Raw genomic sequence first — 21,492 nt, 5'->3', positions numbered from 1 at the left:
GCTCAGCCGAGGACCCGCTTCACCGCGTCAATGACCTTGGGCGTGGTGATGCCGAAGTACTCATAGAGCTGTGCGGCGGGTGCGGAGGCGCCGAACGTGGTCATGCCGATGACGTCGCCGTCGAGGCCGACGTACTTGCGCCAGTAGTCGGTGATGCCCGCTTCCACAGCGACGCGCGCGCGGCACCAGCCGGGCAGCACGCCTTCGCGGTATTCCAGCGGCTGTGCGTCGAAGACTTCGGCGCACGGCATCGACACCACGCGCACGGGCACGCCCTGCTGCGCCAGCGAGCGCATCGCTTCCATCGCCAGCTCCACCTCGGAACCCGTGGCGATGATGATCGCCTTGAACTTGGTATCCAGCGGATCGGACAGCACATAGCCGCCGCGCGCAATGTCGGCGACCTGCTGCTCGCTGCGCTGCTGATGCTTGAGCGTCTGCCGCGAAAAAACTAGGCAGCTCGGCGCACCGGCGCGCTCGATCGCCAGCTTCCAGCACATCGCCGATTCCACCGCGTCGCAAGGGCGCCACAGGTGGTTGTTGGGGATGTAGCGCAGGCTGGCCATGTGCTCGATCGGCTGATGGGTCGGGCCGTCTTCACCCAAACCGATCGAGTCGTGCGTGTAGACATGGATGTTGTGCGCCGGAATCAGCGCGCTCATGCGCACGGCGTTGCGCGCATAGTCGGAAAACACCAGGAACGTGGCGTCGTACGGAATGAAGCCGCCGTGCAGCGCCACGCCGTTGGCGATCGCCGTCATGCCGAACTCGCGCACGCCATAGTGCACGTAGTTGCCGTCCTTTTCGCTGATGTCGATGCTGCCCTTCCACTTGGTCAGGTTGGAGCCGGCCAGGTCGGCCGAACCGCCAAGCAGCTCCGGCAGCAGCGGACCGAACGCATCCAGCGCCATCTGCGAGGCCTTGCGCGAGGCAACTTCCGGGCCTTCGCTCTGCATCTTGGCGACATAGGCCGTCGATTTTTTTGCCCAGTCGGCTGGCAGCGTGCCGGCGAGGCGGCGTTTCAGCTCGGTGGCCAGCTCGGGATACGCCGCGGCATAGGCGTCGAACATCGCGCTCCATTCCTGCTCGCGCTTGGCGCCAGCCTCTTTCGCGTTCCAGCCGGCATAAATGTCGGCGGGAATCTCGAACGGCGCGTAATGCCAGTCGAGCTGCTCGCGGGCCGCGGCGATCTCGCTCTTGCCCAGCGCGGCGCCGTGGCTCTCTTCCTTGCCCTGTTTGTTCGGGGCGCCGAAGCCGATGATCGTCTTGCAGCAGATCAGGGTGGGCTTGTCGTGCTGGGCGGTGGCCTGGGCCAGCGCTTGCCTGATCGCCTCGGCGTCGTGACCATCGACGTGGCGGATCACGTTCCAGCCATAGGACTCGAAGCGCGCCGCCGTGTCGTCAGTAAACCAGCCGTGCACCTCGCCATCGATCGAGATGCCGTTGTCGTCATACACCGCCACCAGCTTGCCGAGTTTCCAGGTGCCGGCCAGAGATGCCGCCTCGTGGGAAATACCTTCCATCAGGCAGCCATCGCCGAGGAACACATAGGTGTGATGGTCAACGACCGGATGCTCCGGACGGTTGAAGTGCGCGGCCAGCGCTTTCTCCGCCAGGGCGAAACCCACCGCGTTGGCCAGGCCCTGTCCGAGCGGCCCGGTCGTGGTTTCCACGCCGGGTGTCTCGTTGTACTCGGGATGACCAGCCGTGTGCGAATGCAGCTGACGAAACCGCTTGAGCTGATCGATCGGCAGATCGAACCCGGTCAGGTGCAGGAGCGCGTACTGCAACATCGAGCCATGGCCGTTGGAGAGCACGAAGCGATCGCGATTGGCCCACTTCGGGTTGCCGGGATTGAACTGCAGGAAATCGTTCCAGAGCACCTCGGCGATATCGGCCATACCCATCGGCATACCTGGATGGCCGGAATTGGCGGCCTCCACGGCATCCATGGCAAGGGCACGCACGGCATTGGCCAGTTCGCGTCGGGTAGTCATCGGCAGGTCTCCAGAGGGCTCGGCAAAAAACGAATTGTCGCCGATCAGCCATTCGCTGTCGCCAACCCCCTCCGCCGGGGAGTTTCCTCGTTTTGAAGGCGCCCCAATCCCCTCGTCACGCCCGCTGCACAACGCCATTGTTGCGTAACAGCAAAAAATCCGCGAATTAACTCGCCCTTAATTTCTCAAAATCGAATACCGCTTGGCTTCAGACTTCCAAGTGTTAAATGCGTGTTGTGCGATTCCCGCGCACCGCTGTCGATCGCATCCCCAGGCGCCCGACGGACTGTTGCCCAAAACCAAATATAAGAATTCAAGAAAGGAGTTCCCCATGAAAAAGACCCTACTCGCCCTCGCCCTCGTTACGACCGGCATGGTTGCTGCTCCGGCCTTTGCACAGGACGCCGCACCGGCTACCGGCAACTACCAGTCAAGCCAGGCAGTCGGCACCGGCAACTGGTTCATCGACCTCAGCGCCGGTCGCACCGATGGCTACAGCAAGAACAGCGACTTCGGCAGCGGCTTCAGCAACGGCTCGGGCAGCCTGTTCAGCAACAAGAACGGTCGCCGCACCGGTTACGGCGCGCTTGGCGGTTACCGCTGGAAGGTTGGACCGGACCTCGGTCTGGGCCTGGAAGCCGGCTACACCGATCTGGGCAATTACAAGCTGAGCAACATCGGCGACAACAATGGTGCGGTCAACCAGAGCCACCGCGAAAATGCGCTGCGTGGTTGGCTGGTTGGCGCAAACGGTCGCATCAACTTGCTGCCGCAGTGGTACATCAGCGCTCATGGCGGTTACTTCCATGCCAACAACGACGGCGGCGCCTATAACGACACGGTCAGCCAGGATCTTTTCCATGGCGGCGACCGCGGCGGCTTCTACGCTGGTCTGGGCACGGGCTGGGATGTCAACGAGCACTTCGGTATTGGCGTGAAGTATGACTATTACCACGTGTCGGCCGGCAACGTTCACGATACGCCAACCAACTCGGATTTCGCGGTCCGTCGCAGCACCGGCATCGTGTCGCTGGATGCTGAATACCGATTCTGATCTGCACGTCTAAATCGACGGAACGACACAACGGGCGCCTCTGGCGCCCGTTTTTTTGGCCCGGTTTTGCCGGGGCCCGTCATGGCGAAGCAGGCCCGTGCACAGGGCTGGCCCGGTTTTGACACACCACACAGGGCACACAAAAAAGGCGTGGCAAGGCCTTAAAAAATATTGACATTAACGCCTGCTTAATTCTGTACTTAACGGTATTGAAACTCATCTGGTGCATTCCCATCTAATGCACCAGCACCGCCCCGAGCAGGTGCGACGTCTGTGCTCAACCGAACCCCCGGCATCGCAGATGAACTAAAAAAAGTTAGGAGTACGCCCCCATGAAAAAAACACTGTTTGCTATTGCACTCGCCACAGCCGGCGTTCTCGCCATCCCTGCCGCCTTTGCACAAGACGCTTCCACCGACAGCAGCAGCACACAGGCTGGCTGGAAGTCGCATTCCGGCTGGTATATCGACGGTGACCTCGGCGCCAGTCGCGCCAACGACAATCAGACTTACCGCAAGGCCAATTATGCGGGCGCACTGACCGGCGGCTATCGCTGGGCCGTGAGCCCCGACATGTCGATCGGTGCCGAACTGGGCTATGTGTATCTCGGCAAGTTCGACGCCAAGTCCGGCGTCAACCAGAACTATCTGGCCAACGGTGGCAGCATCGGTGACGCGCGCTCCAACCTGCGTGGCGCCACGCTGGGTGGCGCGATGCGTCTGAACCTCACGCAGGCGTGGTACATCAACCTTCGTGGCGGCGTGTTCGACGCGCACGGTTCGGCGTTGTCGGAAGATACGCAGTTCCCGGTACGTCGCAGCTTTTCCAACAACATCGGCTACTACGCCGGCCTAGGCACGGGCTGGGACATCAACCAGCACTGGTCGGTAGGCGTCAACTACACCTACTACGGCGTCAACCGCGATCCCAGCCTGACCCATGGCCAGTTCGCCGGCACGCGCGTAGGCCTAGACACCAACACGCTGACGGCGAGTGCCGAGTATCGTTTCTGAAGAAACCCCGCAGCTGCGCGTCGAATATCCGTCGACGCGCTTTTCGATAGGGCAGTAAAGAAAAACGGGCGCCCAGGGCGCCCGTTTTTTGTGCCGTTCTACAAGAAACCGCCCTTACCTGGCGTGCCACTGGCCCAGCGCGGCCTGGCCGTTATCGCGCGCACGTGCATGCACGGTCTTCTGCGCTTCGGCGTAATTCGCCTTCATGTCCTTGGCCCACAGCTTCAGCGCCGCCTGCTGCATGGCGCGACCGTACGAGAACGACAGCGGCCACGGGTGCGGACCGATGCGGTTCATCGCATTGAGGTGCGCCGTAGACTGCTCGTCGGTCTGACCGCCGGAGAGAAACACGATGCCCGGCAGCGAGGCTGGCACGGTGGTTTTCAGCACGCGCACGGTGGCTTCGGCCACTTCCTCGACATCGACCTGCTCGTCCGATGCCTTGCCCGGGATGACCATGCTGACTTTCAGAATGGTGCCTTCCAGCATCACGTTCTGCTCGTACAGCGCGTTGAACAGGCTACGCAGCACCGCCTCGTGCACTTCGTAGCTCACTTCGATGCTGTGGTCGCCATCCATGATCACTTCGGGCTCGACCATCGGCACGATGCCGGCTTCCTGGCACAGCGCCGCGTAGCGCGCCAGCACGTGGCAGTTGGCCTCGATCGCGGTGGAGCTGGGGTTGTCTTCGCTGATGTTGATCACGGCGCGCCACTTGGCAAACTGCGCGCCCAGCTTGGCGTATTCCTGCAGGCGCTCGCGCAGGCCATCGATGCCTTCGGTCACCACATCACCCGGGAAACCGGCCAGCGGCTGCGGGCCCTTGTCGACCTTGATGCCGGGAATGATGCCGGCCTTCTTCATGATCTGGGTGAACGGCACGCCGTCCTTGGTCGACTGGCGGATCGTTTCGTCGTACAGGATCGCGCCGGAAATATGCTCGGAAAGGCCGGGCGTGGTGAGCAGAAGCTCGCGGTAAGCGCGACGATTTTCCTCAGTATTTTCGATGCCCACGGCGTCGAAGCGTTTGGCGATCGTGTTGGTCGACTCGTCGATGGCGATAATGCCCTTGCCGGGCGCGACCATTGCCAGGGCGATGCTTTCGAGATCTTCAATACTCATGCTGACTCCGTAGTGCGAAGGCGATGCGGGACCGCAAAAAAAGACAGCCGCCTCGGAATCGAAGCGGCGTGATTCAAAACGTCAATTATAGGCCAGATTGGCGAAACGGGCCGGCGACGGCCCGTCCGCAGCGCCGGGAACGGCTCTCGGGCAGACCGATGGGTCGATTACTGGCCGTAACCGGGCAGCTTGCAGGCGTCCGTCAGGGCCTGGCGCTTGGCCTTGTCCTCGGGCGAATTGAACGCCACGACATAGTAGGTATCGACCGGATCGCCCTGGCGGTTGGTCAGCGACGGGCCGTAGCGGAAATTGGTCACCGCGCTGGCTGCTGCCGGACCGAGGTCGCTCTTCGGCACGACCTTGGCCACCTTCACATTCATCGGCACGCCACCCGAACCGACGGTGTAGGTCACCGCGACGCAGCCTGGCTTGTCCAGATTCAGGCCGCTGTTGGGCGTATTCATCTGCACGTTGGTGTTGAGCAGAATCCAGTCGTGCGCGAGGTGATCCGGATCCAGCCTGCGCGCCTGCGCCATCGCGGGTGCGACGCAGCCGATCGCAAGCGCCAACAAAAGAGCCTGGCAAAAGGGGCGGACTATCGATTTCATGGCGATCTCTCCTGATTGGGCGCAAGGCAAGCGTATGTCAGAAGTGTAGTCGCGTCTTCGACGGCTGGCGCAGCCGCCGAAAACAGATCGCACGCACCATTCATCAAAGATCGCGCAGGCTCTCCACCATGCCCTCGGCACCCACCGAGAGCAGCTTCAGCGTGTTGGTACCGCCGCCACGACCGACGTGGTCGCCATGGGTAAGCACCACCCGATCGCCCTCGCTGAGCTTGCCCTCGACGAACAGCTGCTGCACGGCGGCGCGCGCCGCCGAAGCGCTGGTGAGACCGACATGGTTGAACGCGACGGGCTGCACGTCGCGCAGCATCAGCATGCGGCGGCGCGCGTCATCGAACGGCGACAGCGCGTAGATCGGCACCGCGCTGCGGTAGCGCGACAGCCACTGCGCCGTCGCGCCGGTTTCGGTCAGCGCCACGATGGCGCGCACGCCCAGCTCGCTGGCCAGCAGCATTGCCGCCAGGGCGATCGCCTGATCGGTGCGCTCGATCTGGCGATGCTGGCGATCGGTCAGGTCGTCTTTCGGCTCGAACTGGCGTTCGGCACCGAGGCAGATGCGGCGCATGGCCGCCACGGCCTTGTCCGGATGCGCGCCCGCGGCCGTCTCCTCCGACAGCATCACGGCGTCGGTACCGTCGATGACCGCGTTGGCCACGTCGAGCACCTCGGCACGCGTGGGGATCGGCGAACGCACCATCGATTGCAGCATCTGCGTGGCCGTGATCACCGCACGATTGCGCTCCACCGATTCACGAATGATTTTTTTCTGCAGACCGGGCAACTCGGCATCGCCGATTTCCACGCCCAGATCGCCGCGCGCCACCATCACCACATCGGAGGCGTCGATGATTTCGCCGAGCACGGGAATCGCGTCGGCCCGCTCGATTTTTGCCACTAGGGCAGCGTTACCGCCAGCTTCATGCAGCAGCTGACGGGCCTGATTCATGTCCGCCGCGGAACGCACGAACGACACGGCCAGAAAATCGGCGCCGATCTCGGCCGCGAGCTTGATGTCGTTGCGATCCTTGTCCGACAGCGCCTCCACCGACAGCCCGCCCCCCTGGCGGTTGAGGCCCTTGCGGTCGGACAGCTTGCCGGCAATCTGCACGACGCAGTGAATATCGGCGCCCTGCACGCTCATAACGTCCAGCGCAACCAGACCGTCGTCCAGCAGCAGCACGTCGCCGGCATGCACGTCGTGCGGCAGACCGTAATAGCTGACGCCGACGTGGTCGATCGTGCCGGGAGCCGCGTCCGGCCGGCATTCAAGCACGAAAGCCGCGCCCGTCTGCAGCTCGATCGGGCCGTTGGCAAAGCGCTCGATGCGGATTTTCGGACCCTGCAGGTCGGCCAGAATGCCGACTTCCCTGCCCACTTTCGCCGCCGCTTCGCGCACCGCGACGGCGCGCGCGCGATGATCGTCCGGCTGGCCGTGCGAGAGGTTGAGGCGGACCACATCGACACCCTCGCTGATGATGCGTTCGAGCATGCCCGGTACATCGGTGGCAGGGCCAAGGGTGGCGACGATCTTGGTGCGGCGTGTCTGGATGAGTTCGTTGGTCATCGGAACAACTTAGCAATTTCGGTGCAGCGTTACCACGATGCAGTGCCGCTAGCTGGGCTTTCCGCGGCTTTTCATAAAGGCGAGTGATAAAAAATATCAGCGGGCGTCAGGAGGCTCTCCTTCCCGCGACTCGGCACTCGTCAAGTGACAATGAGTGTCTCTCAATCAATCCAGCGCCTCGTTCAACACCTCGGCCAGGCGCACACCGCCCTGCTCCAAGCGGGTCTGAACCACCGGCCACGCCTTTTGCTGATAGCGCTGCGACCACGCATCGCCCGATGGCCTGGTGATATCCGCATAGGCCACATCCCTGGCCAACGTATGCGATTCGTCGGCCCACACAATCGAGGCGTCAGCCATCTGCGGCAGCAGATTGTGCGTTGCCCAGCTCGCACGCTGTGCCGACGTGATGGCCGCATCCAGGGTCATCGCATCGGCCTGAACGGCCGCACGATCGAACGTGTAATTGGGGCCCGGCTGCAGGCTCAGCGCGTGCCGCAGAATGCCGCCATCCCAGATGGAGTGAAGGTTGGTGCCCTTGCCGAAAAACTGGGCCTGCACGGTATTGCCGCCCTTGTCGTCGTTGTCCTCGGCGTGCAGCGGCTGATGAATGTCACCAATCAGGTGGACAACCCACTTCAGTGCCATCAGCCGCGCCTGCGGCGAGGCCGATTTGTCGGCCAGCACGTGAATGTTTTCGTCGAGCTTGACCACCACGCAGTCGCCCCGTGCGCAGTCGCGGCCCGCGTCATATCCACTCGCCTTGAGCGGAATATCGACGTAGTGCCAGCTGCCGGTATCCGGAAACTCCTTGCGGTTGCCGTCGGCCCACGAAGAAATCTGATCCAGGCGATCGAGCCCTTCCAGCGTCAGCAACGAGGCCACCTCGCTCGCCGCCGCCGGGTCCAGATGCGCCTGGGCAATATCCGCCACGATGGCATGCCCTTCGGGGCCCCAGGACATCGCCAATGGCGTGGCCAGGCCGAGCAGACCCGCGCAGGCAGCAACGGCAAAGCAATTCGAACGCAGATTCATGAAGGTGGGCCACGCTGGAGACAGACAAGCCGGCAAGTCTGCCACAGCGGCATGACAGCTCTCGACCGGCCGCTTCTTTCGACGAGCAGGTGGCCGCACCCGCGTGCCCTGTTAGAATCCGAAGTTCATTCAACGAGCTGCGCTGCGCGCGGGAGTTTCCAGCCATGACGATCAAGGTAGGCATCAACGGCTTCGGCCGCATCGGCCGCAACGTACTGCGCGCCGCCGTGCAGAACTTCGGCAACGACATCGAGATCGTCGCCATCAACGATCTGCTGGAACCGGACTACCTGGCGTACATGCTGCAGTACGACTCCGTACACGGCCGCTTCAAGGGCGACGTGTCGGTCGACGGCACCACGCTGGTGATCAACGGCAAGAAGATCCGCCTCACCGCCGAGCGCGACCCGGCCGCACTGAAGTGGGACGAAGTCGGCGCCGAGGTGGTGATCGAATCCACCGGCATCTTTCTGACCAAGGAAGGCGCGCAGAAGCATATCGACGCCGGCGCCAAGAAGGTGATCCTGTCAGCGCCCTCGAAAGACGATACGCCGATGTTCGTCTACGGCGTCAACGACAAGAGCTACAAGGGCGAGGCGATCATCTCCAACGCGTCGTGCACCACCAACTGCCTGGCCCCGCTGGCCAAGGTGATCAACGACAAGTGGGGCATCAAGCGCGGCCTGATGACCACGGTGCACGCCACTACGGCCACCCAGAAAACCGTCGACGGCCCATCCTCGAAGGACTGGCGCGGCGGCCGCGGCATCCTGGAAAACATCATTCCTTCGTCCACCGGCGCGGCCAAGGCCGTGGGTGTGGTGATTCCGGAGCTCAACAAGAAGCTCACCGGCATGAGCTTCCGCGTGCCGACCTCGGACGTTTCCGTGGTCGACCTGACCTGCGAGCTGGAAAAGCCGGCCACCTACGCCGAGATCTGCGCCGAAATGAAGGCGCAGAGCGAAGGTGCGTTGAAGGGTGTGCTGGGCTATACCGAAGACGCCGTGGTCGCTACCGATTTCCGCGGCGAAACCCGCACCTCGGTGTTCGACGCCAACGCCGGCATCGCGCTGGACTCGACCTTCGTCAAGCTGGTGTCCTGGTACGACAACGAGTGGGGCTATTCGAACAAGTGCCTGGAAATGGTGCGCGTGGTCGCCAAGTAAGCCGACTTTATTTTGACGAAGAAAAAAGCGCCCTTGCGGCGCTTTTTTCTTGGACTGACGACGTGCGTAGGGATTGCGATTACTTCAGTGCGGCTAGCACGGCATCGTAATTGGGCTCATTGGCGATCTCGCCGACCAGCTCGGTGTGGATCACTTTGTCCTGCTCATCCAGCACCACAACCGCGCGCGCGGTCAGGCCGGCAAACGGACCCTCCGCGAGGGCGACGCCGTAGTCCTTGATGAACTCGTGCCCGCGCAGCGTGGACAGCGTTACCACGTTGTCCAGGCCTTCGGCACCGCAGAAGCGCGCCTGGGCGAACGGCAGGTCCGCCGAAATGCACAGCACAACGGTGTTGTCGAGCTGGCTGGCGGATTCGTTGAAATGACGCACCGACGCGGCGCAGGTGGGCGTATCGACGCTGGGAAAAATATTCAGCACCTTGCGCTTGCCGCTGAAGTTGGCCAGCGTGACGTCGGCGAGGTCCTTGCCAACCAGCTTAAACGCCGGCGCCTTGCTGCCGGTGGAGGGAAAGGTGCCGTCGACCTTGATAGGGTTGCCGCGGAGAGTCACTTGGGACATGAGGTTTTCCTTGTGCGATGGAGAACGAAGGGAAAGGGGCCGTCACGATACCGCGTCGGCCCGACGCGCGCCTATCCCGACCGCCGCGCGCTGGGCCAGTTCGACCGCATCATGATTTCAGCGGCGCGATACGCTGCTCGATGGCGCCGAAGATGCTCGCACCTTCCGCATCGGTAACATCGATCCGCAGGCTGTCACCGAACTTCAGAAAAGGGGTTTTTGCTTCGCCGTCGCGCAGCATTTCCACGGTACGCTGCTCGGCCAGGCAGGAGGCGCCTTTGCTGGTGTCCTTGTTGGCGATGGTGCCCGAGCCGACGATGGTGCCGGCGGTCAGCGGCCGGGTTTTTGCCGCGTGCGCCACCAGCTCGGAAAAGCTGAACTGCATGTCGACGCCGCACTCGGCCTCGCCAAACCACGCACCGTTCAACCACGTGCGCATGGGCAGGTGCAGCTTGTCGTCCTGCCAGGCATCGCCAAGTTCATCGGGCGTGACCAGCACCGGCGACAGCGCCGAGCGCGGTTTGCTCTGCAGGAAGCCGAAGCCTTTGGCCAGCTCGCCAGGAATCAGTCCGCGCAGGCTGACGTCGTTGACCAGACCGATCAGCTGAATATGTTCGGAGGCCTGTGCCACAGTCGGCGCCATCGGCACATCGTCGGTCACCACGATGACTTCGGCCTCCAGATCGATGCCGTACTCCTCGCTGGGCACGATCACCGGATCGCGTGGCCCGAGAAAGCCCGCGCTGGTCGCCTGATACATCAGCGGGTCGGTGTAGAAGCTTGCCGGCACCTCGGCACCGCGCGCCTTGCGCACGCGCTCGACGTGCGGCAGGTAGGCGCTTCCGTCGACAAACTCGTAGGCGCGCGGCAGCGGCGATGCCAGCAGGCTCATGTCGAGCACAAAACTGCCGCTGGCTTCGCCACCGTTGAGCTGCTCGTACAGCGCGTTGAGTCGCGGCGCGCTATTCGACCAGTCATCGAGCGCGGCCTGCAGCGTGTTGGCGATGCCGGCCGCTTTGACGGCTTTGGTCAGGTCACGGCTGACAACGATCAGCGTGCCGTCGCGACCGCCTTCCTTGAGACTTCCCAGCTTCATCTTGCTCTCTCTCGCTAATGGTTCGCGGCTTACGCCTGAGTCGGATCGAAATGCTTGGCGATGCCCTGCCAGCATTCGTAATAGTTGCCCTGCAGCTGCGGCGAATCCAGCGCCTGCCTGGTCGGGCGGATGACCTTGCGCGTCTCGAACATGAAAGCCATGGTGCCTTCGATCACGTTCGGCTTGGACAAATCCGCCGTCGACGCTTTTTCAAACGTGGCCGCATCCGGGCCGTGGCCGCTCATGCAGTTATGCAGCGACGCGCCGCCGGGCACAAACCCTTCCGCCTTGGCATCGTAGACGCCGGCGATCAGGCCCATGAATTCGCTGGCCACGTTGCGATGGAACCACGGCGGGCGGAACGTGTGCTGCGCCACCAGCCAGCGCGGCGGGAAGATTGCGAAGTCCATGTTTGCCGTGCCCGCGGTATCGCTTGGCGAGGTAAGCACGGTAAAGATCGACGGATCGGGATGATCGAAGCTGATCGAGCCGATGGCATTGAAGCGGCGCAGGTCGTATTTGTACGGCGCGTAGTTGCCATGCCATGCGACCACGTCCAGCGGGGAGTGATCGATCTTCGCCGACCACAGCGCGCCCTGGAATTTGGCGATCAATTCGAAGTCGCCATCGACGTCTTCGTACGCCGCGTGCGGCGTCAGAAAATCGCGTGCGTTGGCCAGGCCGTTCGAGCCAATCGGTCCGAGATCCGGCAGGCGAAGCAAGGCGCCGAAGTTTTCGCAGACGTAACCTCGGGCCACTGCTGCACTTCCTGCGCTCGTCGCACTCGCACCTTCTTGTGCATCGGCATCGGCCTCGGCATCCAGCAGCTCCACGCGAAAACGCACGCCGCGCGGAATCACCGCGATCTCCTGCGGCTCGATCTCGATCACGCCAAGCTCGGTCGCAAGGCGCAACTTGCCAAGCTGCGGCACGATCATCAGTTCGCCATCGGCGCTGTAGAAAAAGCGGCCTTGCATCGAACGATTGGCCGTATAGACATAAATGCCCACGCCCGCCTGTTCGTCCGCGCCGCCGTTGCCCGCCAGCGTGACCAGTCCTTCGACAAAATCCGTCGGCGATTCCGGCAACGGCAGCGGATTCCAGCGCAGCTGGTTCGGCGTGGCGGGTGCTTCATCGAAGCGATTATGGAAAGTGGCATGCGGCAGCGGCGCAAACGGCGCGTGCACAGCGGCCGGACGAATGCGGTACAGCCAGCTGCGGCGATTGCCGTGGCGCGGCGCGGTAAACGCGGTACCCGACAGCTGCTCGGCATACAGGCTGTGCGCCACGCGCTGCGGCGAGTTCTGCCCGACCGGCAGGGCGCCGGGTAGCGCCTCGGAGGCAAACTCGTTGCCGAAGCCGGACTGGTAGGAAGAAGGCTTGCCCGTATCCATGACGCTCTCCGCGATAGAGGCATGCGCGAGCATGCCGTGCCGACGATGTGTTTTTACCTGTCCAACTGCTGCTAACTTAAGTCCGCCGCCACCACACGCGCGGCATCACAGGGGAAATTCATGTCATATCAAGCCACGCCACCGCCGTATGGCGGCAGTACCACCGACGTCTCCGAGCTTGCCCTGCCGCTGTCGATCGGCAAGGGATGGATGAAGTTTGTCGGCGTCATGAGCATCATCCAGGGTGCGTTTATTGCTCTCAGCATCATCGGCATTCTGGTCGCATGGCTGCCCATCTGGCTTGGCGTGCTGATCATGCAGGCCGCCGATGCCATCGAACGAGCGCAGCGATCGGGCGACGCCGTTGCCATGAAGGAATCGCTGGGCAAACTCAAAACCTATTTCATGATTCAGGGCGTGCTGTATATCGTGGGCATGGTGATCATGCTGCTGTACTTTCTTTTCTTTGGCGCCATGATGTTTGCAATGTTCAAGCACGGCACGTTTCCGCATTGATCCAGCGGTCGGTAGGGCGGTCAGGCCGCTCTGCCGACTCGGCGATCACAGCACGCCGCGCCGCTCCTGATCGCGCTCGATGCTCTCGAACAGCGCCTGGAAATTGCCTTCGCCGAAGCCCTCGTTGCCCTTGCGCTGGATGATCTCGAAAAAGATCGGGCCGATGTTGTTCTGGGTGAAGATCTGCAACAGCTTGCGCTGCTTGGTTTCCTTGTCGGCGTCGATCAGGATCTTGTTCTTGCGCAGGCGCGGCACGTCCTCGCCGTGATTCGGCACGCGCAGGTCGATCACGTCGAAATAGGTGTCTGGGGTATCCAGGAACTCGACACCCTGCGCGCGCATCTTTTCCACCGTGTCGTAGATGTCGTCAGTAAAGCAGGCGATGTGCTGGATGCCTTCGCCCTTGTAGGCGTCGAGGTATTCGTTGATCTGCGACTTCGGATCGTTCGACTCGTTCAGCGGAATGCGCACCACGCCGTCCGGAGCCGTCATGGCTTTGGATACCAGGCCGGTCTTGACGCCCTTGATGTCGAAGTAGCGAATCTCGCGGAAGTTGAACAGCCGCTCGTAGTAGTCCGACCACTTCTGCATATTGCCGAAGTAGAGGTTGTGCGTGAGGTGGTCGATGAAGGTGAGCCCGAAACCGCTGGGGTTCGGATCGGCGCCCACGATGGGCGCGTAGTCGCCGTCGTAGATGCTGCCGGCGCTGCCGTAGCGGTCGACCAGATACAGCATGCAGTCGCCGATACCCTTGACCACCGGCGCATCAACCGCCTTGCTGGCCGCCTTGTGCGTGATCTCCTCACCGCCGTTGCCAAGCACGGTTTTCAGCACATCGGCCGCAGGGTGCTTGAAGCGGATGGCGAACCCGCAGGCGCACGGGCCGTGCGCGTTGGCGAAGTCCGCGGCGAAGGAGTCCGGATCTTCGTTGAGCAGAAAGTTGACGCCGTTCTGGCGATACACGGTGATCGGCCGCGACGTGTGCTTGAGCACCGCGCTGAAACCCATTTTGCCGAACAGTGTGTGCAGCTCGGCCGCACGGCCGGCGGGCGCGGCAAATTCGACGAATTCGAAACCGTCGATACCTATCGGGTTGTCGAAGGTGGTGACCTGCATACCAAGATTGGGCTGGGCGTTCATGGCAAGCTCCTAAAGTGGGTGACGCCATTCATGGCAAGCTCCTCATGTCGTGGATCACGCCATTCGTGGCGCTCTCCCGCTATCCGTTGGATGATGGCGAAAAGCTACGCAAGCATGCGCGGCCTTCCGCAAAAAATCTGCGTAAGCTCCTTTATAGTTACATATGAAACCATTTGCAAGGACGATTGCAGCATGCCCGCCTCTCCGATCCCGAAACCTGCATCCGTCAAGGCCGCCGCGGGCAAGCCGCTGTCCGCCGCAAAACCCGGTGGCCATGCGCCGATCGAGCTGGAGAATTTTCTGCCGTACCGGCTTTCCATTCTCTCCAACAAGGTGAGTCAGGCCATCGCCGACGACTATCAGCAACGTTACGACATCGGTGTGACCGAATGGCGCGTGATGGCGGTGCTGGCGCGCTTCGCCGGCCTGTCGGCGCGTGAAGTGGCCGAGCGCACCGCGATGGACAAGGTGGCGGTGAGCCGGGCGCTGGCGCGGCTGGTCGGCGCGGGTCGAGTCAGCCGGCATACGCACGACAACGACAAGCGCCGCTCCGTGCTCGATCTCACCGAAGCGGGCTGGGCCATTCACGAGGTGGTGGCGCCGATGGCTCGCCAGCGCGAGCGCGAGGTGCTGGCCAAGCTCGACGAGCAGGAGCGCCTCTGGTTGAACCGGATTCTGGACAAGCTGCAGAGCTGAAGCGCCGGGCGAAAAACACTGGCCAGGGACTCAGCGCTAGGGCCAAACCCCCTCGATTAAAACCCTTTGGGCTGCAAGGTGGTGCGCACCTCGAACAGCTCGGGAAAAAACTCCAGTTCCAGCGCCTTCTTCAGGAACGACACACCCGACGAGCCGCCCGTGCCGCGGCGGAAGCCGATGATCCGCTGTACCGTGCGCAGGTGGCGAAAGCGCCACAGCTGAAACTGCGTTTCCAGATCGACGAAGTCCTCGCACAGGGCGTACTCGCGCCAGTAGCGGTCGGTATCGCCGTAGACGCGCTCGAACACCGGCAGCAGGTCGGCATCGGACGCGTGCGGCTCGGCCCAGTCGCGCTCGAGGTGTTTCGCCGGGATCGCATGGTCGAAGCGGGACAGATAGCGCAGAAACTCGTCGTACAGGCTGGGCGCCTCGAGCACCTCACGCAGGGCCGCCTGCCCGTCCGGATCGTGTTCGAACACCTTGAGCATGGCGGCGTTCTTGTTGCCCAGCATGAACTCCATCACCCGATACTGCAGGGACTGGAAGCCAGACGAAGGTCCCAGCGTCGAGCGGAATTCGAGATATTCCGAAGGAGTCATCGTTTCCAGCACGGCCCACTGCTCGGTCAGCTGGCGCAGTACCGACTTGCAGCGGGCGATCACCTTGCGCGTCTGCCAGACCTGGTCGCGCCGCAGAAAATCGATCGCCGAGCCCAGTTCGTGGATCATCAGCTTCATCCACAGCTCGCTGACCTGATGCTGCACGATGAACAGCAGCTCGTCGTGTTGCGGCGGCTGGCTAAGCGGCTGCTGGGCCGCCAGCAGTAGATCCAGACGCAGATAGCCGCCGTAGGTCATCTTGCCGTCGAGGTCGGTTTCGATGCCGGCTTCGAGATCGCGCTGGTTTTCAGCCATGGACAGATCGACGCATTTTATAAAGCCGTCATGTTAGCGGTTACGCGAGCGCCAGACCTTGATGCGATCCGGCGAAGCCCGGGCTGGCTTGAATCGTTTCCCTTTTCGACGAACTTCACGGCGACTCGGGAGTCGATGGAACGGCCCCGATACGCCGCCGCATTGCTGCGCTGAACCTTGCAGTGCAACATGGTGGCCTGTTATCAAGCGCGGTCTTGTTTGATCGTTCGCGCGCGCGGGCAACCCCCGGCGCGTGATCTCCAACCGCTTTTCCCGCATTCCCCACTCCGGAGCGAGTCGTGACCATCGCCGCCAAGTTTGAAATTGAATACCTGCAATACCTCGACGCCGAAGGCAAGGAGGTCCGTGACGACCTTCCTGAATTCGCCAAAGACCTGCCGCACATGGTCGAGCTGTACAAGCTGATGCTGTCGACTCGCGTCTTTGACGCCAAGTCGATCGCCCTGCAGCGCACCGGCAAGCTGGGCACCTACGCCAGCTGCCTGGGCCACGAGGCCTCGCATGTCGGTATCGGCAGCGCGATGCGGCCCGAAGACGTGCTCGCGGTGAGCTACCGCGAGTACGGCGCCCAGCTCTACCGCGGCGTTCAGCCGCGCGAGGTGTACATGTACTGGGGCGGCGACGAGCGCGGCAACGACTATCAGAAAGAGCCGGCGCGGCATGACTTCGCCTGGTCCGTGCCGATCGCCACGCAGTGCCTGCATGCGGCCGGTACCGCGCTGGCCTTCAAGATTCGCGGCGAAAAGCGTGTGGCCGTGTGCACCATCGGCGACGGCGGCTCGTCCAAAGGCGACTTCTACGGCGCGATCAACATCGCCGGCGCGCAGAACCTGCCGCTGGTGGCAGTGATCGTCAACAACCAGTGGGCGATCTCGGTGCCGCGCAAAATCCAGTCCGGCGCCCCGACGCTGGCGCAAAAGGGTATTGCGGCCGGCCTGTTCTGCATCCAGGTGGACGGCAACGACATCATCGCCGTACGCAAGGCGATGGAGGACGCACTCGAGCGTGCGCGCAGCGGTCAGGGCGGCAGCGTGATCGAGGCGGTGACCTATCGCCTCGGCGATCACACCACCGCCGACGACGCCCGCCGCTACCGCGGCGAGCAGGAGGTGAAGGACGGCTGGGAGCGCGAACCGATGAAGCGCCTGCGCAACTGGCTGGTCGCCAAGGGCGCGTGGGACGACGCGAAAGAAGAGGCCTGGAAGGCCGAGTGCGACGAGTGGATGGACAACGAGGTGAACGCCTACCTCGAAACCAAGACGCAGCCGGTGTCGGCGATGTTCGACTACATTTTCGCCGAAATCCCCGCCGATCTCGCCAAGCAGCGCGACTACGTTCTCTCGCTCGAATCCGCGTCCAAAAACAAGGCCCACTAAGTCATGGCACAAATCACTCTTATCGAAGCCGTTACCCAGGCGCTCGCGTATGAAATGGCCCACGACGACAGCGTCGTCGTGCTCGGCGAAGACGTCGGCTTGAACGGCGGCGTGTTCCGCGCCACCCAGGGGCTGCAGGAAAAATTCGGCGAGCTGCGCGTGCTCGACACGCCGCTGGACGAAACCACGATTGCCGGTGTGACGGTAGGTCTGGCCGCTGCCGGCATGAAGCCCGTGGCCGAGGCGCAGTTCGAAGGCTTCATCTATCCGATGATGGAGCAGATCGCCTGCCACGCCGCGCGCCTGCGCAACCGCACGCGTGGCCGCATCACCGTGCCGGCGGTGTTCCGCGCGCCGTGGGGCGGCGGCATCCGCGCGCCGGAGCATCACTCCGAGGCGAACGAGCACCTGTTCACCAATATCCCCGGCCTGCGCGTGGTGCTGCCGTCGTCGCCGGCGCGTGCCTACGGCCTGCTGCTGGCCGCGATCCGCGACCCCGATCCGGTGATGTTCTTCGAGCCCAAGCGCATCTACCGCCAGTACAAGGAAGAGGTGCCGGACGACGGCGAGGCGCTGCCGCTGGACGTGTGCTTCGTGCTGCGCGACGGCACCGACGTGACCCTGGTGACCTGGGGCGCGCAGGTGAAGGAATGCCTCGAGGCCGCCGACGAGCTGGCCGCCGAAGGCATCAGCGCCGAAGTGATCGATGTGGCCACGCTCACCCCGTTGGACTTCGACACCATCGCCGAATCGGTGCAGAAGACCGGCCGCTGCGTGATCGTGCATGAAGCCCCGAAGACGGCCGGTTTCGGCGCCGAAATCGCCGCGCGCCTGTCGGAGGAATGCCTGTACGACCTGCTCGCGCCGGTCGAGCGCGTTACCGGTTTCGACACGCACATCCCGCTGTTCCGCCTCGAGATGAAATACCTGCCCAGCGTGGAGCGCATCGTCGATGCGGCCAAGCGCACGCTGGCGGCAAGCTGAGCTTCTCAGGGAACGGGGAACGGGGAACAACAGCAAGCCCCGCCAACCTGCCCGTTCCCCGTTCCCTGTTCCCTGTTCCCCGTTCCCGGATCAAATCCCATGGCTGATATCAAAACGTTCTACCTGCCCGACCTCGGCGAAGGCCTGCCCGACGCGACCGTGGTCGAGTGGCACGTCAAGGTCGGCGACAGCATCAAGCTGGACGCGCCGCTGTGCTCGATGGAAACCGCCAAGGCGGTCGTCGACGTGCCCTCGCCCTATACCGGCAAGGTGACCAAGCTGCACGGCGCACCGGGCGACATCATCGAAACCGGCGCCGCGCTGGCCGAGTTCGAGCCCGACCCGAACGCCAAGCAGCGCGCGGAAGCCGAATCCACCGGCCACCAGCACGGCCCGAAGAAATCTCCTGACAAGAGCAGTGTCGGCAGCCCGGCGCCGCAGGAGGCCGAAAAAGTCGTCGCCTCCGACGAAGGCGGCGCGGTCGAAGAAACCACCGCCGTGCGCGAAGACGAAGGTACCGTGGTCGGCGCGATGGTCAGCGGCAATCACGTGCACGTCGAACAGGCCGCCAGCGTGGGCGGCGTGAAGGCCGTGCCGGCTGTGCGCGCGCTGGCCAAGAAACTCAAGATCGACCTGACCCGCGTCGCGCCCACCGGTGCCGACGGCGTCGTCACGCTGAAAGACGTCAAGGACGCCGCCGCCAACGGCTCGGCCGGCCTCGGCGCCGCCCCGGCGCGCGCGGTTCCCGTGTCGGCCGGACGTCATCTTGCGCCCGAGCTGCCGCAGCCCGGCCCTGCGCCACAGGAACAGGCCCGCGGCCCGGTCTCGCTGGCCGGCAAGCCGGTGCGCACCTCGTCGCCCGGCGCGCAGGCCAGCGGCCAGCCCGAGCAGCTCAAGGGCGTGCGCCGCAACATGGCGCGCGTGATGGCCGACGCCCACGCGCAGGTGGTGCCGACCACCATCGTCGACGATGCCGATTTGCACGCCTGGATCGGCAAGCAGGACATCACCGCCCGCCTGGTGCGCGCCATCGTGTTCGCCTGCAAGAGCGTGCCCGCATTGAACGCCTGGTTCGACGGCAAGAACCTCACGCGCACCCTGCATCCGCACGTCGACATCGGCATTGCGGTGGACACCGACGACGGCCTGTTCGTACCGGCGCTGCGCAATGCCGACGTACTCGACGCGGCCGGCGTGCGTTCGGCGATCAAACGCCTGCGCACGCAGGTGGAAGATCGCAGCATCCCGGCGTCGGAGCTCTCCGGCTACACCATCAGCCTGTCCAACTTCGGCATGTTCGCCGGCCGCTATGCCACACCGGTGGTGGTGCCCCCGACCGTGGCCATCATCGGCGCGGGCAAGCTCAGCCACGACGTGATCGCCGTGATGGGCGGTATCGAGGTGCATCGCCGCATGCCGCTGTCGGTTACCTTCGATCACCGCGCCGCCACCGGCGGTGAAGCGGCGCGTTTCCTCAAAGCCATGCTGGACGATTTGTCGCTGCCGAACTGAGCCGATCGCGGCATCCGCTGACCGAGAAAACGACAACGCCACCTCGCAAGGTGGCGTTGTCGTTTTTGCCGGATCAACCGATGCGCTATGCAGACGATCGCGTCGGATGACGTAGCAGCCGCTTAGTAATCCCGCACATCCAGCATCACGAAAGCGCTGGCGGTGTAATCACCGGAGGCCGGCCAGTCGATAGCGCTCAGGGCCTGCAGGCCGGTCGACCACGGCTCGTTGTCGAGCAGCATATCGGTGCGCCCATCACCGTGACCCTCGTGACGATGGATCACGCGCACCCAGTGCAGCTCGGGAGTGAGCGACTCGCGCTTCAGCGCCGTTTCGATCGACGCCATCGCCTCAAGCGGAATGACCACGCCGTCGTCAGTACCACGCACGGTAAACGGGCCGATAAACACGTCCCAGGTACGCACCCCGATGTCCCAGGCGGTGATCTGCATGCGACGGTCGTCGGTGACGTACCAGCAGGCGGCGAGCACGAGATGAAAGGTGTTCTGCTCGAAGGCCTTCAGCGCGTCGCGGCAGGCCGCATCGCCCTCGCCAAAACCCGCAAAGCTTTCCTCGATACGACGCTCCTCGCTGATCACGATGTCGATATCGAGACGCCCGGGCGCATCTGCCGTCGCGGGGGTCCAGATGCCGCGGATCGCCGGAAAATCGCCGTCCGTCACCAGCCAGTCTTCTTCGTCTTCCTCAAGTTCAACGTCGTGACGCTCGAACAACCGCAACAGGTATTTCTGTAGTGCCGCGCTATCCATGATGATCCTCAGTGGGGTGCGTTGGCGCTGTCGACCGACGGCAGGTCGCGCCAGGTCAGATACACGCGCAGATCGAATTCGAGCTGGTGATACTCCGGCAGCATGTACTGGCACAGCTGATAGAACGCCTTGTTGTGGTCGAGTTCCTTCAAATGCGCCAGCTCGTGCACCACGATCATCTGCAGAAACTCCGGCGCGGCTGCCTTGAACAGCGCCGCCACGCGAATTTCCTTTTTGGCCTTGAGCTTGGCGCCCTGCACGCGCGAGATCGCCGTGTGCAAACCCAGCGCGCGCTGCACCACGTCGAGCTTGCTGTCGTACAGTACCTTGTCGATGCCCGGCGCGTTTTTCAGATGCTGCTGCTTCAGCGCCATGGTGTACGCGTACAACGCCTTGTCGCTTTGCACGGCATGGCGCTCGGGGTAGCGCGCCGCCAGATGATCGCCCAGCTGATCGCGCGCGATCAGCTCGCGGACCTTGTCCTGCAGGTGGGCGGGATACGCCTGGAGATATTTGAGCGGCGTCATATCAGACATTGTCGCATCCCGTGACGCCGGCATCCGACGACCGCTCGCGTAGCCGAACCGACTCAGCGCCTGCGGCCCCACAGCATCCAGCGCAAGCCCAGCGCCAGCGCCAGCACAAGGAGCAGCGCGCCATAGCCGTAAAGCGCGGGAAGCACCTGCTGCCAGATGCCGCCGCTGCCGCGACCGAATTGACCGATGCTCGGCCGCAGGGCGGTATCGAAACCGAGCACCGCGGCCTGCGCCGCGGCGGCCAGCGCGATCAGCACGGCGGCGGCATCAAACCCGCGCCGCGCGCGCGTCCTGGGCAGATTCTTGGGGTAAGCCCAGTACGCCCAGCAAAGAATCAGCAGCCACGGCATCAGCAGGACAAAGGCGAGATAACGCATCGG

The 21,492-nt window shown here is 63.4% G+C and carries 21 protein-coding genes; 8 read left to right on the top strand and 13 right to left on the bottom strand.

The features are described 5' to 3' along the window. Positions 1-2: 2 nt before the first annotated feature. On the bottom strand, positions 3-1,997 hold the full coding sequence (gene tkt, locus ACDK93_RS04085) for a transketolase (protein WP_458071316.1): 1,995 nt from the start codon (positions 1,995-1,997) through the stop codon (positions 3-5). Positions 1,998-2,328: 331 nt separating this feature from the next. On the opposite strand from tkt, the gene ACDK93_RS04080 reads away from it, so the two are divergent. Continuing rightward, positions 2,329-3,051 (top strand): outer membrane protein, encoded by a 723-nt coding sequence (locus ACDK93_RS04080; protein ID WP_458071315.1) that lies wholly within the window; start codon positions 2,329-2,331, stop codon positions 3,049-3,051. Between the two features lie 332 nt (positions 3,052-3,383). Continuing rightward, positions 3,384-4,064 (top strand): outer membrane protein, encoded by a 681-nt coding sequence (locus ACDK93_RS04075; RefSeq protein WP_458071314.1) that lies wholly within the window; start codon positions 3,384-3,386, stop codon positions 4,062-4,064. A 114-nt stretch (positions 4,065-4,178) separates the two neighbouring features. On the opposite strand, the gene ACDK93_RS04070 is transcribed toward ACDK93_RS04075, so the two are convergent. The 4 genes from ACDK93_RS04070 to ACDK93_RS04055 all read right to left on the bottom strand — a co-directional run bounded on the left by ACDK93_RS04070 (position 4,179) and on the right by ACDK93_RS04055 (position 8,411). Next, entirely contained in the window at positions 4,179-5,186 is a 1,008-nt protein-coding gene (locus tag ACDK93_RS04070; protein WP_458071313.1) for a class I fructose-bisphosphate aldolase, read from the bottom strand. 167 nt (positions 5,187-5,353) lie between these two features. Beyond that, a complete protein-coding gene (locus tag ACDK93_RS04065) occupies positions 5,354-5,794 on the bottom strand; it encodes an energy transducer TonB (RefSeq protein WP_458071312.1) in 441 nt (146 codons plus the stop codon). Positions 5,795-5,897: 103 nt separating this feature from the next. Further along, a complete protein-coding gene (gene pyk, locus ACDK93_RS04060; protein ID WP_458071311.1) occupies positions 5,898-7,376 on the bottom strand; it encodes a pyruvate kinase in 1,479 nt (492 codons plus the stop codon). A 165-nt stretch (positions 7,377-7,541) separates the two neighbouring features. Then, complete coding sequence (locus ACDK93_RS04055; protein ID WP_458071309.1) at positions 7,542-8,411, bottom strand: S1/P1 nuclease; 870 nt, start codon at positions 8,409-8,411, stop codon at positions 7,542-7,544. A 164-nt stretch (positions 8,412-8,575) separates the two neighbouring features. Here ACDK93_RS04055 and gap point away from each other — a divergent pair, with 164 nt between their 5' ends. After that, positions 8,576-9,577: a type I glyceraldehyde-3-phosphate dehydrogenase gene (gene gap, locus ACDK93_RS04050; protein ID WP_458071308.1), complete on the top strand. Its 1,002-nt coding sequence runs from the start codon at positions 8,576-8,578 to the stop codon at positions 9,575-9,577. Positions 9,578-9,656: 79 nt separating this feature from the next. Here the strand turns inward: gap and tpx are convergent, their stop codons facing one another. From tpx to hmgA, 3 genes are all read right to left on the bottom strand, one after another. Next, positions 9,657-10,157 carry a thiol peroxidase gene (gene tpx, locus ACDK93_RS04045; RefSeq protein WP_458071307.1) on the bottom strand — a complete coding sequence of 167 codons (501 nt, stop codon included), beginning with the start codon at positions 10,155-10,157 and terminating at the stop codon, positions 9,657-9,659. Positions 10,158-10,266: 109 nt separating this feature from the next. Then, positions 10,267-11,253 carry a fumarylacetoacetate hydrolase family protein gene (locus tag ACDK93_RS04040; protein WP_458071306.1) on the bottom strand — a complete coding sequence of 329 codons (987 nt, stop codon included), beginning with the start codon at positions 11,251-11,253 and terminating at the stop codon, positions 10,267-10,269. A 29-nt stretch (positions 11,254-11,282) separates the two neighbouring features. Then, a complete protein-coding gene (hmgA, locus tag ACDK93_RS04035; protein ID WP_458071305.1) occupies positions 11,283-12,647 on the bottom strand; it encodes a homogentisate 1,2-dioxygenase in 1,365 nt (454 codons plus the stop codon). 120 nt (positions 12,648-12,767) lie between these two features. On the opposite strand from hmgA, the gene ACDK93_RS04030 reads away from it, so the two are divergent. Then, complete coding sequence (locus tag ACDK93_RS04030; RefSeq protein WP_458071304.1) at positions 12,768-13,163, top strand: DUF5362 domain-containing protein; 396 nt, start codon at positions 12,768-12,770, stop codon at positions 13,161-13,163. A gap of 45 nt (positions 13,164-13,208) precedes the next feature. On the opposite strand, the gene hppD is transcribed toward ACDK93_RS04030, so the two are convergent. Then, a complete protein-coding gene (hppD, locus tag ACDK93_RS04025; protein ID WP_458071303.1) occupies positions 13,209-14,303 on the bottom strand; it encodes a 4-hydroxyphenylpyruvate dioxygenase in 1,095 nt (364 codons plus the stop codon). A 192-nt stretch (positions 14,304-14,495) separates the two neighbouring features. Here hppD and ACDK93_RS04020 point away from each other — a divergent pair, with 192 nt between their 5' ends. After that, positions 14,496-14,999 (top strand): MarR family winged helix-turn-helix transcriptional regulator, encoded by a 504-nt coding sequence (locus ACDK93_RS04020; protein WP_458071302.1) that lies wholly within the window; start codon positions 14,496-14,498, stop codon positions 14,997-14,999. A gap of 56 nt (positions 15,000-15,055) precedes the next feature. Here the strand turns inward: ACDK93_RS04020 and ACDK93_RS04015 are convergent, their stop codons facing one another. Continuing rightward, entirely contained in the window at positions 15,056-15,919 is an 864-nt protein-coding gene (locus ACDK93_RS04015) for a tryptophan 2,3-dioxygenase (RefSeq protein ID WP_458072334.1), read from the bottom strand. A 293-nt stretch (positions 15,920-16,212) separates the two neighbouring features. On the opposite strand from ACDK93_RS04015, the gene pdhA reads away from it, so the two are divergent. The 3 genes from pdhA (at position 16,213) to ACDK93_RS04000 (ending at position 19,806) form a co-directional block, all read left to right on the top strand. After that, positions 16,213-17,310, top strand: coding sequence for a pyruvate dehydrogenase (acetyl-transferring) E1 component subunit alpha (gene pdhA, locus ACDK93_RS04010; RefSeq protein ID WP_458071301.1), 1,098 nt, complete (start codon positions 16,213-16,215; stop codon positions 17,308-17,310). A 3-nt stretch (positions 17,311-17,313) separates the two neighbouring features. Next, positions 17,314-18,294 (top strand): alpha-ketoacid dehydrogenase subunit beta, encoded by a 981-nt coding sequence (locus tag ACDK93_RS04005; RefSeq protein WP_179481217.1) that lies wholly within the window; start codon positions 17,314-17,316, stop codon positions 18,292-18,294. Positions 18,295-18,393: 99 nt separating this feature from the next. Continuing rightward, positions 18,394-19,806: a dihydrolipoamide acetyltransferase family protein gene (locus tag ACDK93_RS04000; RefSeq protein WP_458071300.1), complete on the top strand. Its 1,413-nt coding sequence runs from the start codon at positions 18,394-18,396 to the stop codon at positions 19,804-19,806. A gap of 122 nt (positions 19,807-19,928) precedes the next feature. Here the strand turns inward: ACDK93_RS04000 and ACDK93_RS03995 are convergent, their stop codons facing one another. The 3 genes from ACDK93_RS03995 to ACDK93_RS03985 all read right to left on the bottom strand — a co-directional run bounded on the left by ACDK93_RS03995 (position 19,929) and on the right by ACDK93_RS03985 (position 21,489). After that, complete coding sequence (locus tag ACDK93_RS03995; protein ID WP_458071299.1) at positions 19,929-20,576, bottom strand: DUF6348 family protein; 648 nt, start codon at positions 20,574-20,576, stop codon at positions 19,929-19,931. A gap of 8 nt (positions 20,577-20,584) precedes the next feature. Further along, positions 20,585-21,103 carry a M48 metallopeptidase family protein gene (locus ACDK93_RS03990; RefSeq protein WP_458072333.1) on the bottom strand — a complete coding sequence of 173 codons (519 nt, stop codon included), beginning with the start codon at positions 21,101-21,103 and terminating at the stop codon, positions 20,585-20,587. A gap of 62 nt (positions 21,104-21,165) precedes the next feature. Next, positions 21,166-21,489: a hypothetical protein gene (locus tag ACDK93_RS03985; protein ID WP_458071298.1), complete on the bottom strand. Its 324-nt coding sequence runs from the start codon at positions 21,487-21,489 to the stop codon at positions 21,166-21,168. Positions 21,490-21,492: the final 3 nt, after the last annotated feature.

The organism is Rhodanobacter sp. BL-MT-08, from assembly GCF_054161255.1.
The sequence above is the reverse complement of the archived record's forward strand: the minus strand, read 5'-3'. Positions and strand labels throughout refer to the sequence as shown.

Excerpts from the sequence above, each read along its gene's own strand:
- tkt (WP_458071316.1), bottom strand. The coding sequence starts at position 1,997 with ATGACTACCCGACGCGAACTGGCCAATGCCGTGCGTGCCCTTGCCATG.
- hppD (WP_458071303.1), bottom strand. The coding sequence starts at position 14,303 with ATGAACGCCCAGCCCAATCTTGGTATGCAGGTCACCACCTTCGACAAC.
- tpx (WP_458071307.1), bottom strand. The coding sequence starts at position 10,157 with ATGTCCCAAGTGACTCTCCGCGGCAACCCTATCAAGGTCGACGGCACC.
- ACDK93_RS04065 (WP_458071312.1), bottom strand. The coding sequence starts at position 5,794 with ATGAAATCGATAGTCCGCCCCTTTTGCCAGGCTCTTTTGTTGGCGCTT.
- ACDK93_RS04005 (WP_179481217.1), top strand. The coding sequence starts at position 17,314 with ATGGCACAAATCACTCTTATCGAAGCCGTTACCCAGGCGCTCGCGTAT.
- ACDK93_RS04080 (WP_458071315.1), top strand. The coding sequence starts at position 2,329 with ATGAAAAAGACCCTACTCGCCCTCGCCCTCGTTACGACCGGCATGGTT.
- ACDK93_RS04055 (WP_458071309.1), bottom strand. The coding sequence starts at position 8,411 with ATGAATCTGCGTTCGAATTGCTTTGCCGTTGCTGCCTGCGCGGGTCTG.
- ACDK93_RS04040 (WP_458071306.1), bottom strand. The coding sequence starts at position 11,253 with ATGAAGCTGGGAAGTCTCAAGGAAGGCGGTCGCGACGGCACGCTGATC.
- ACDK93_RS04020 (WP_458071302.1), top strand. The coding sequence starts at position 14,496 with ATGCCCGCCTCTCCGATCCCGAAACCTGCATCCGTCAAGGCCGCCGCG.
- ACDK93_RS03990 (WP_458072333.1), bottom strand. The coding sequence starts at position 21,103 with ATGACGCCGCTCAAATATCTCCAGGCGTATCCCGCCCACCTGCAGGAC.
- ACDK93_RS04030 (WP_458071304.1), top strand. The coding sequence starts at position 12,768 with ATGTCATATCAAGCCACGCCACCGCCGTATGGCGGCAGTACCACCGAC.
- ACDK93_RS03995 (WP_458071299.1), bottom strand. The coding sequence starts at position 20,576 with ATGGATAGCGCGGCACTACAGAAATACCTGTTGCGGTTGTTCGAGCGT.
- hmgA (WP_458071305.1), bottom strand. The coding sequence starts at position 12,647 with ATGGATACGGGCAAGCCTTCTTCCTACCAGTCCGGCTTCGGCAACGAG.
- ACDK93_RS04075 (WP_458071314.1), top strand. The coding sequence starts at position 3,384 with ATGAAAAAAACACTGTTTGCTATTGCACTCGCCACAGCCGGCGTTCTC.
- gap (WP_458071308.1), top strand. The coding sequence starts at position 8,576 with ATGACGATCAAGGTAGGCATCAACGGCTTCGGCCGCATCGGCCGCAAC.
- ACDK93_RS03985 (WP_458071298.1), bottom strand. The coding sequence starts at position 21,489 with ATGCGTTATCTCGCCTTTGTCCTGCTGATGCCGTGGCTGCTGATTCTT.
- ACDK93_RS04000 (WP_458071300.1), top strand. The coding sequence starts at position 18,394 with ATGGCTGATATCAAAACGTTCTACCTGCCCGACCTCGGCGAAGGCCTG.
- pyk (WP_458071311.1), bottom strand. The coding sequence starts at position 7,376 with ATGACCAACGAACTCATCCAGACACGCCGCACCAAGATCGTCGCCACC.
- ACDK93_RS04070 (WP_458071313.1), bottom strand. The coding sequence starts at position 5,186 with ATGAGTATTGAAGATCTCGAAAGCATCGCCCTGGCAATGGTCGCGCCC.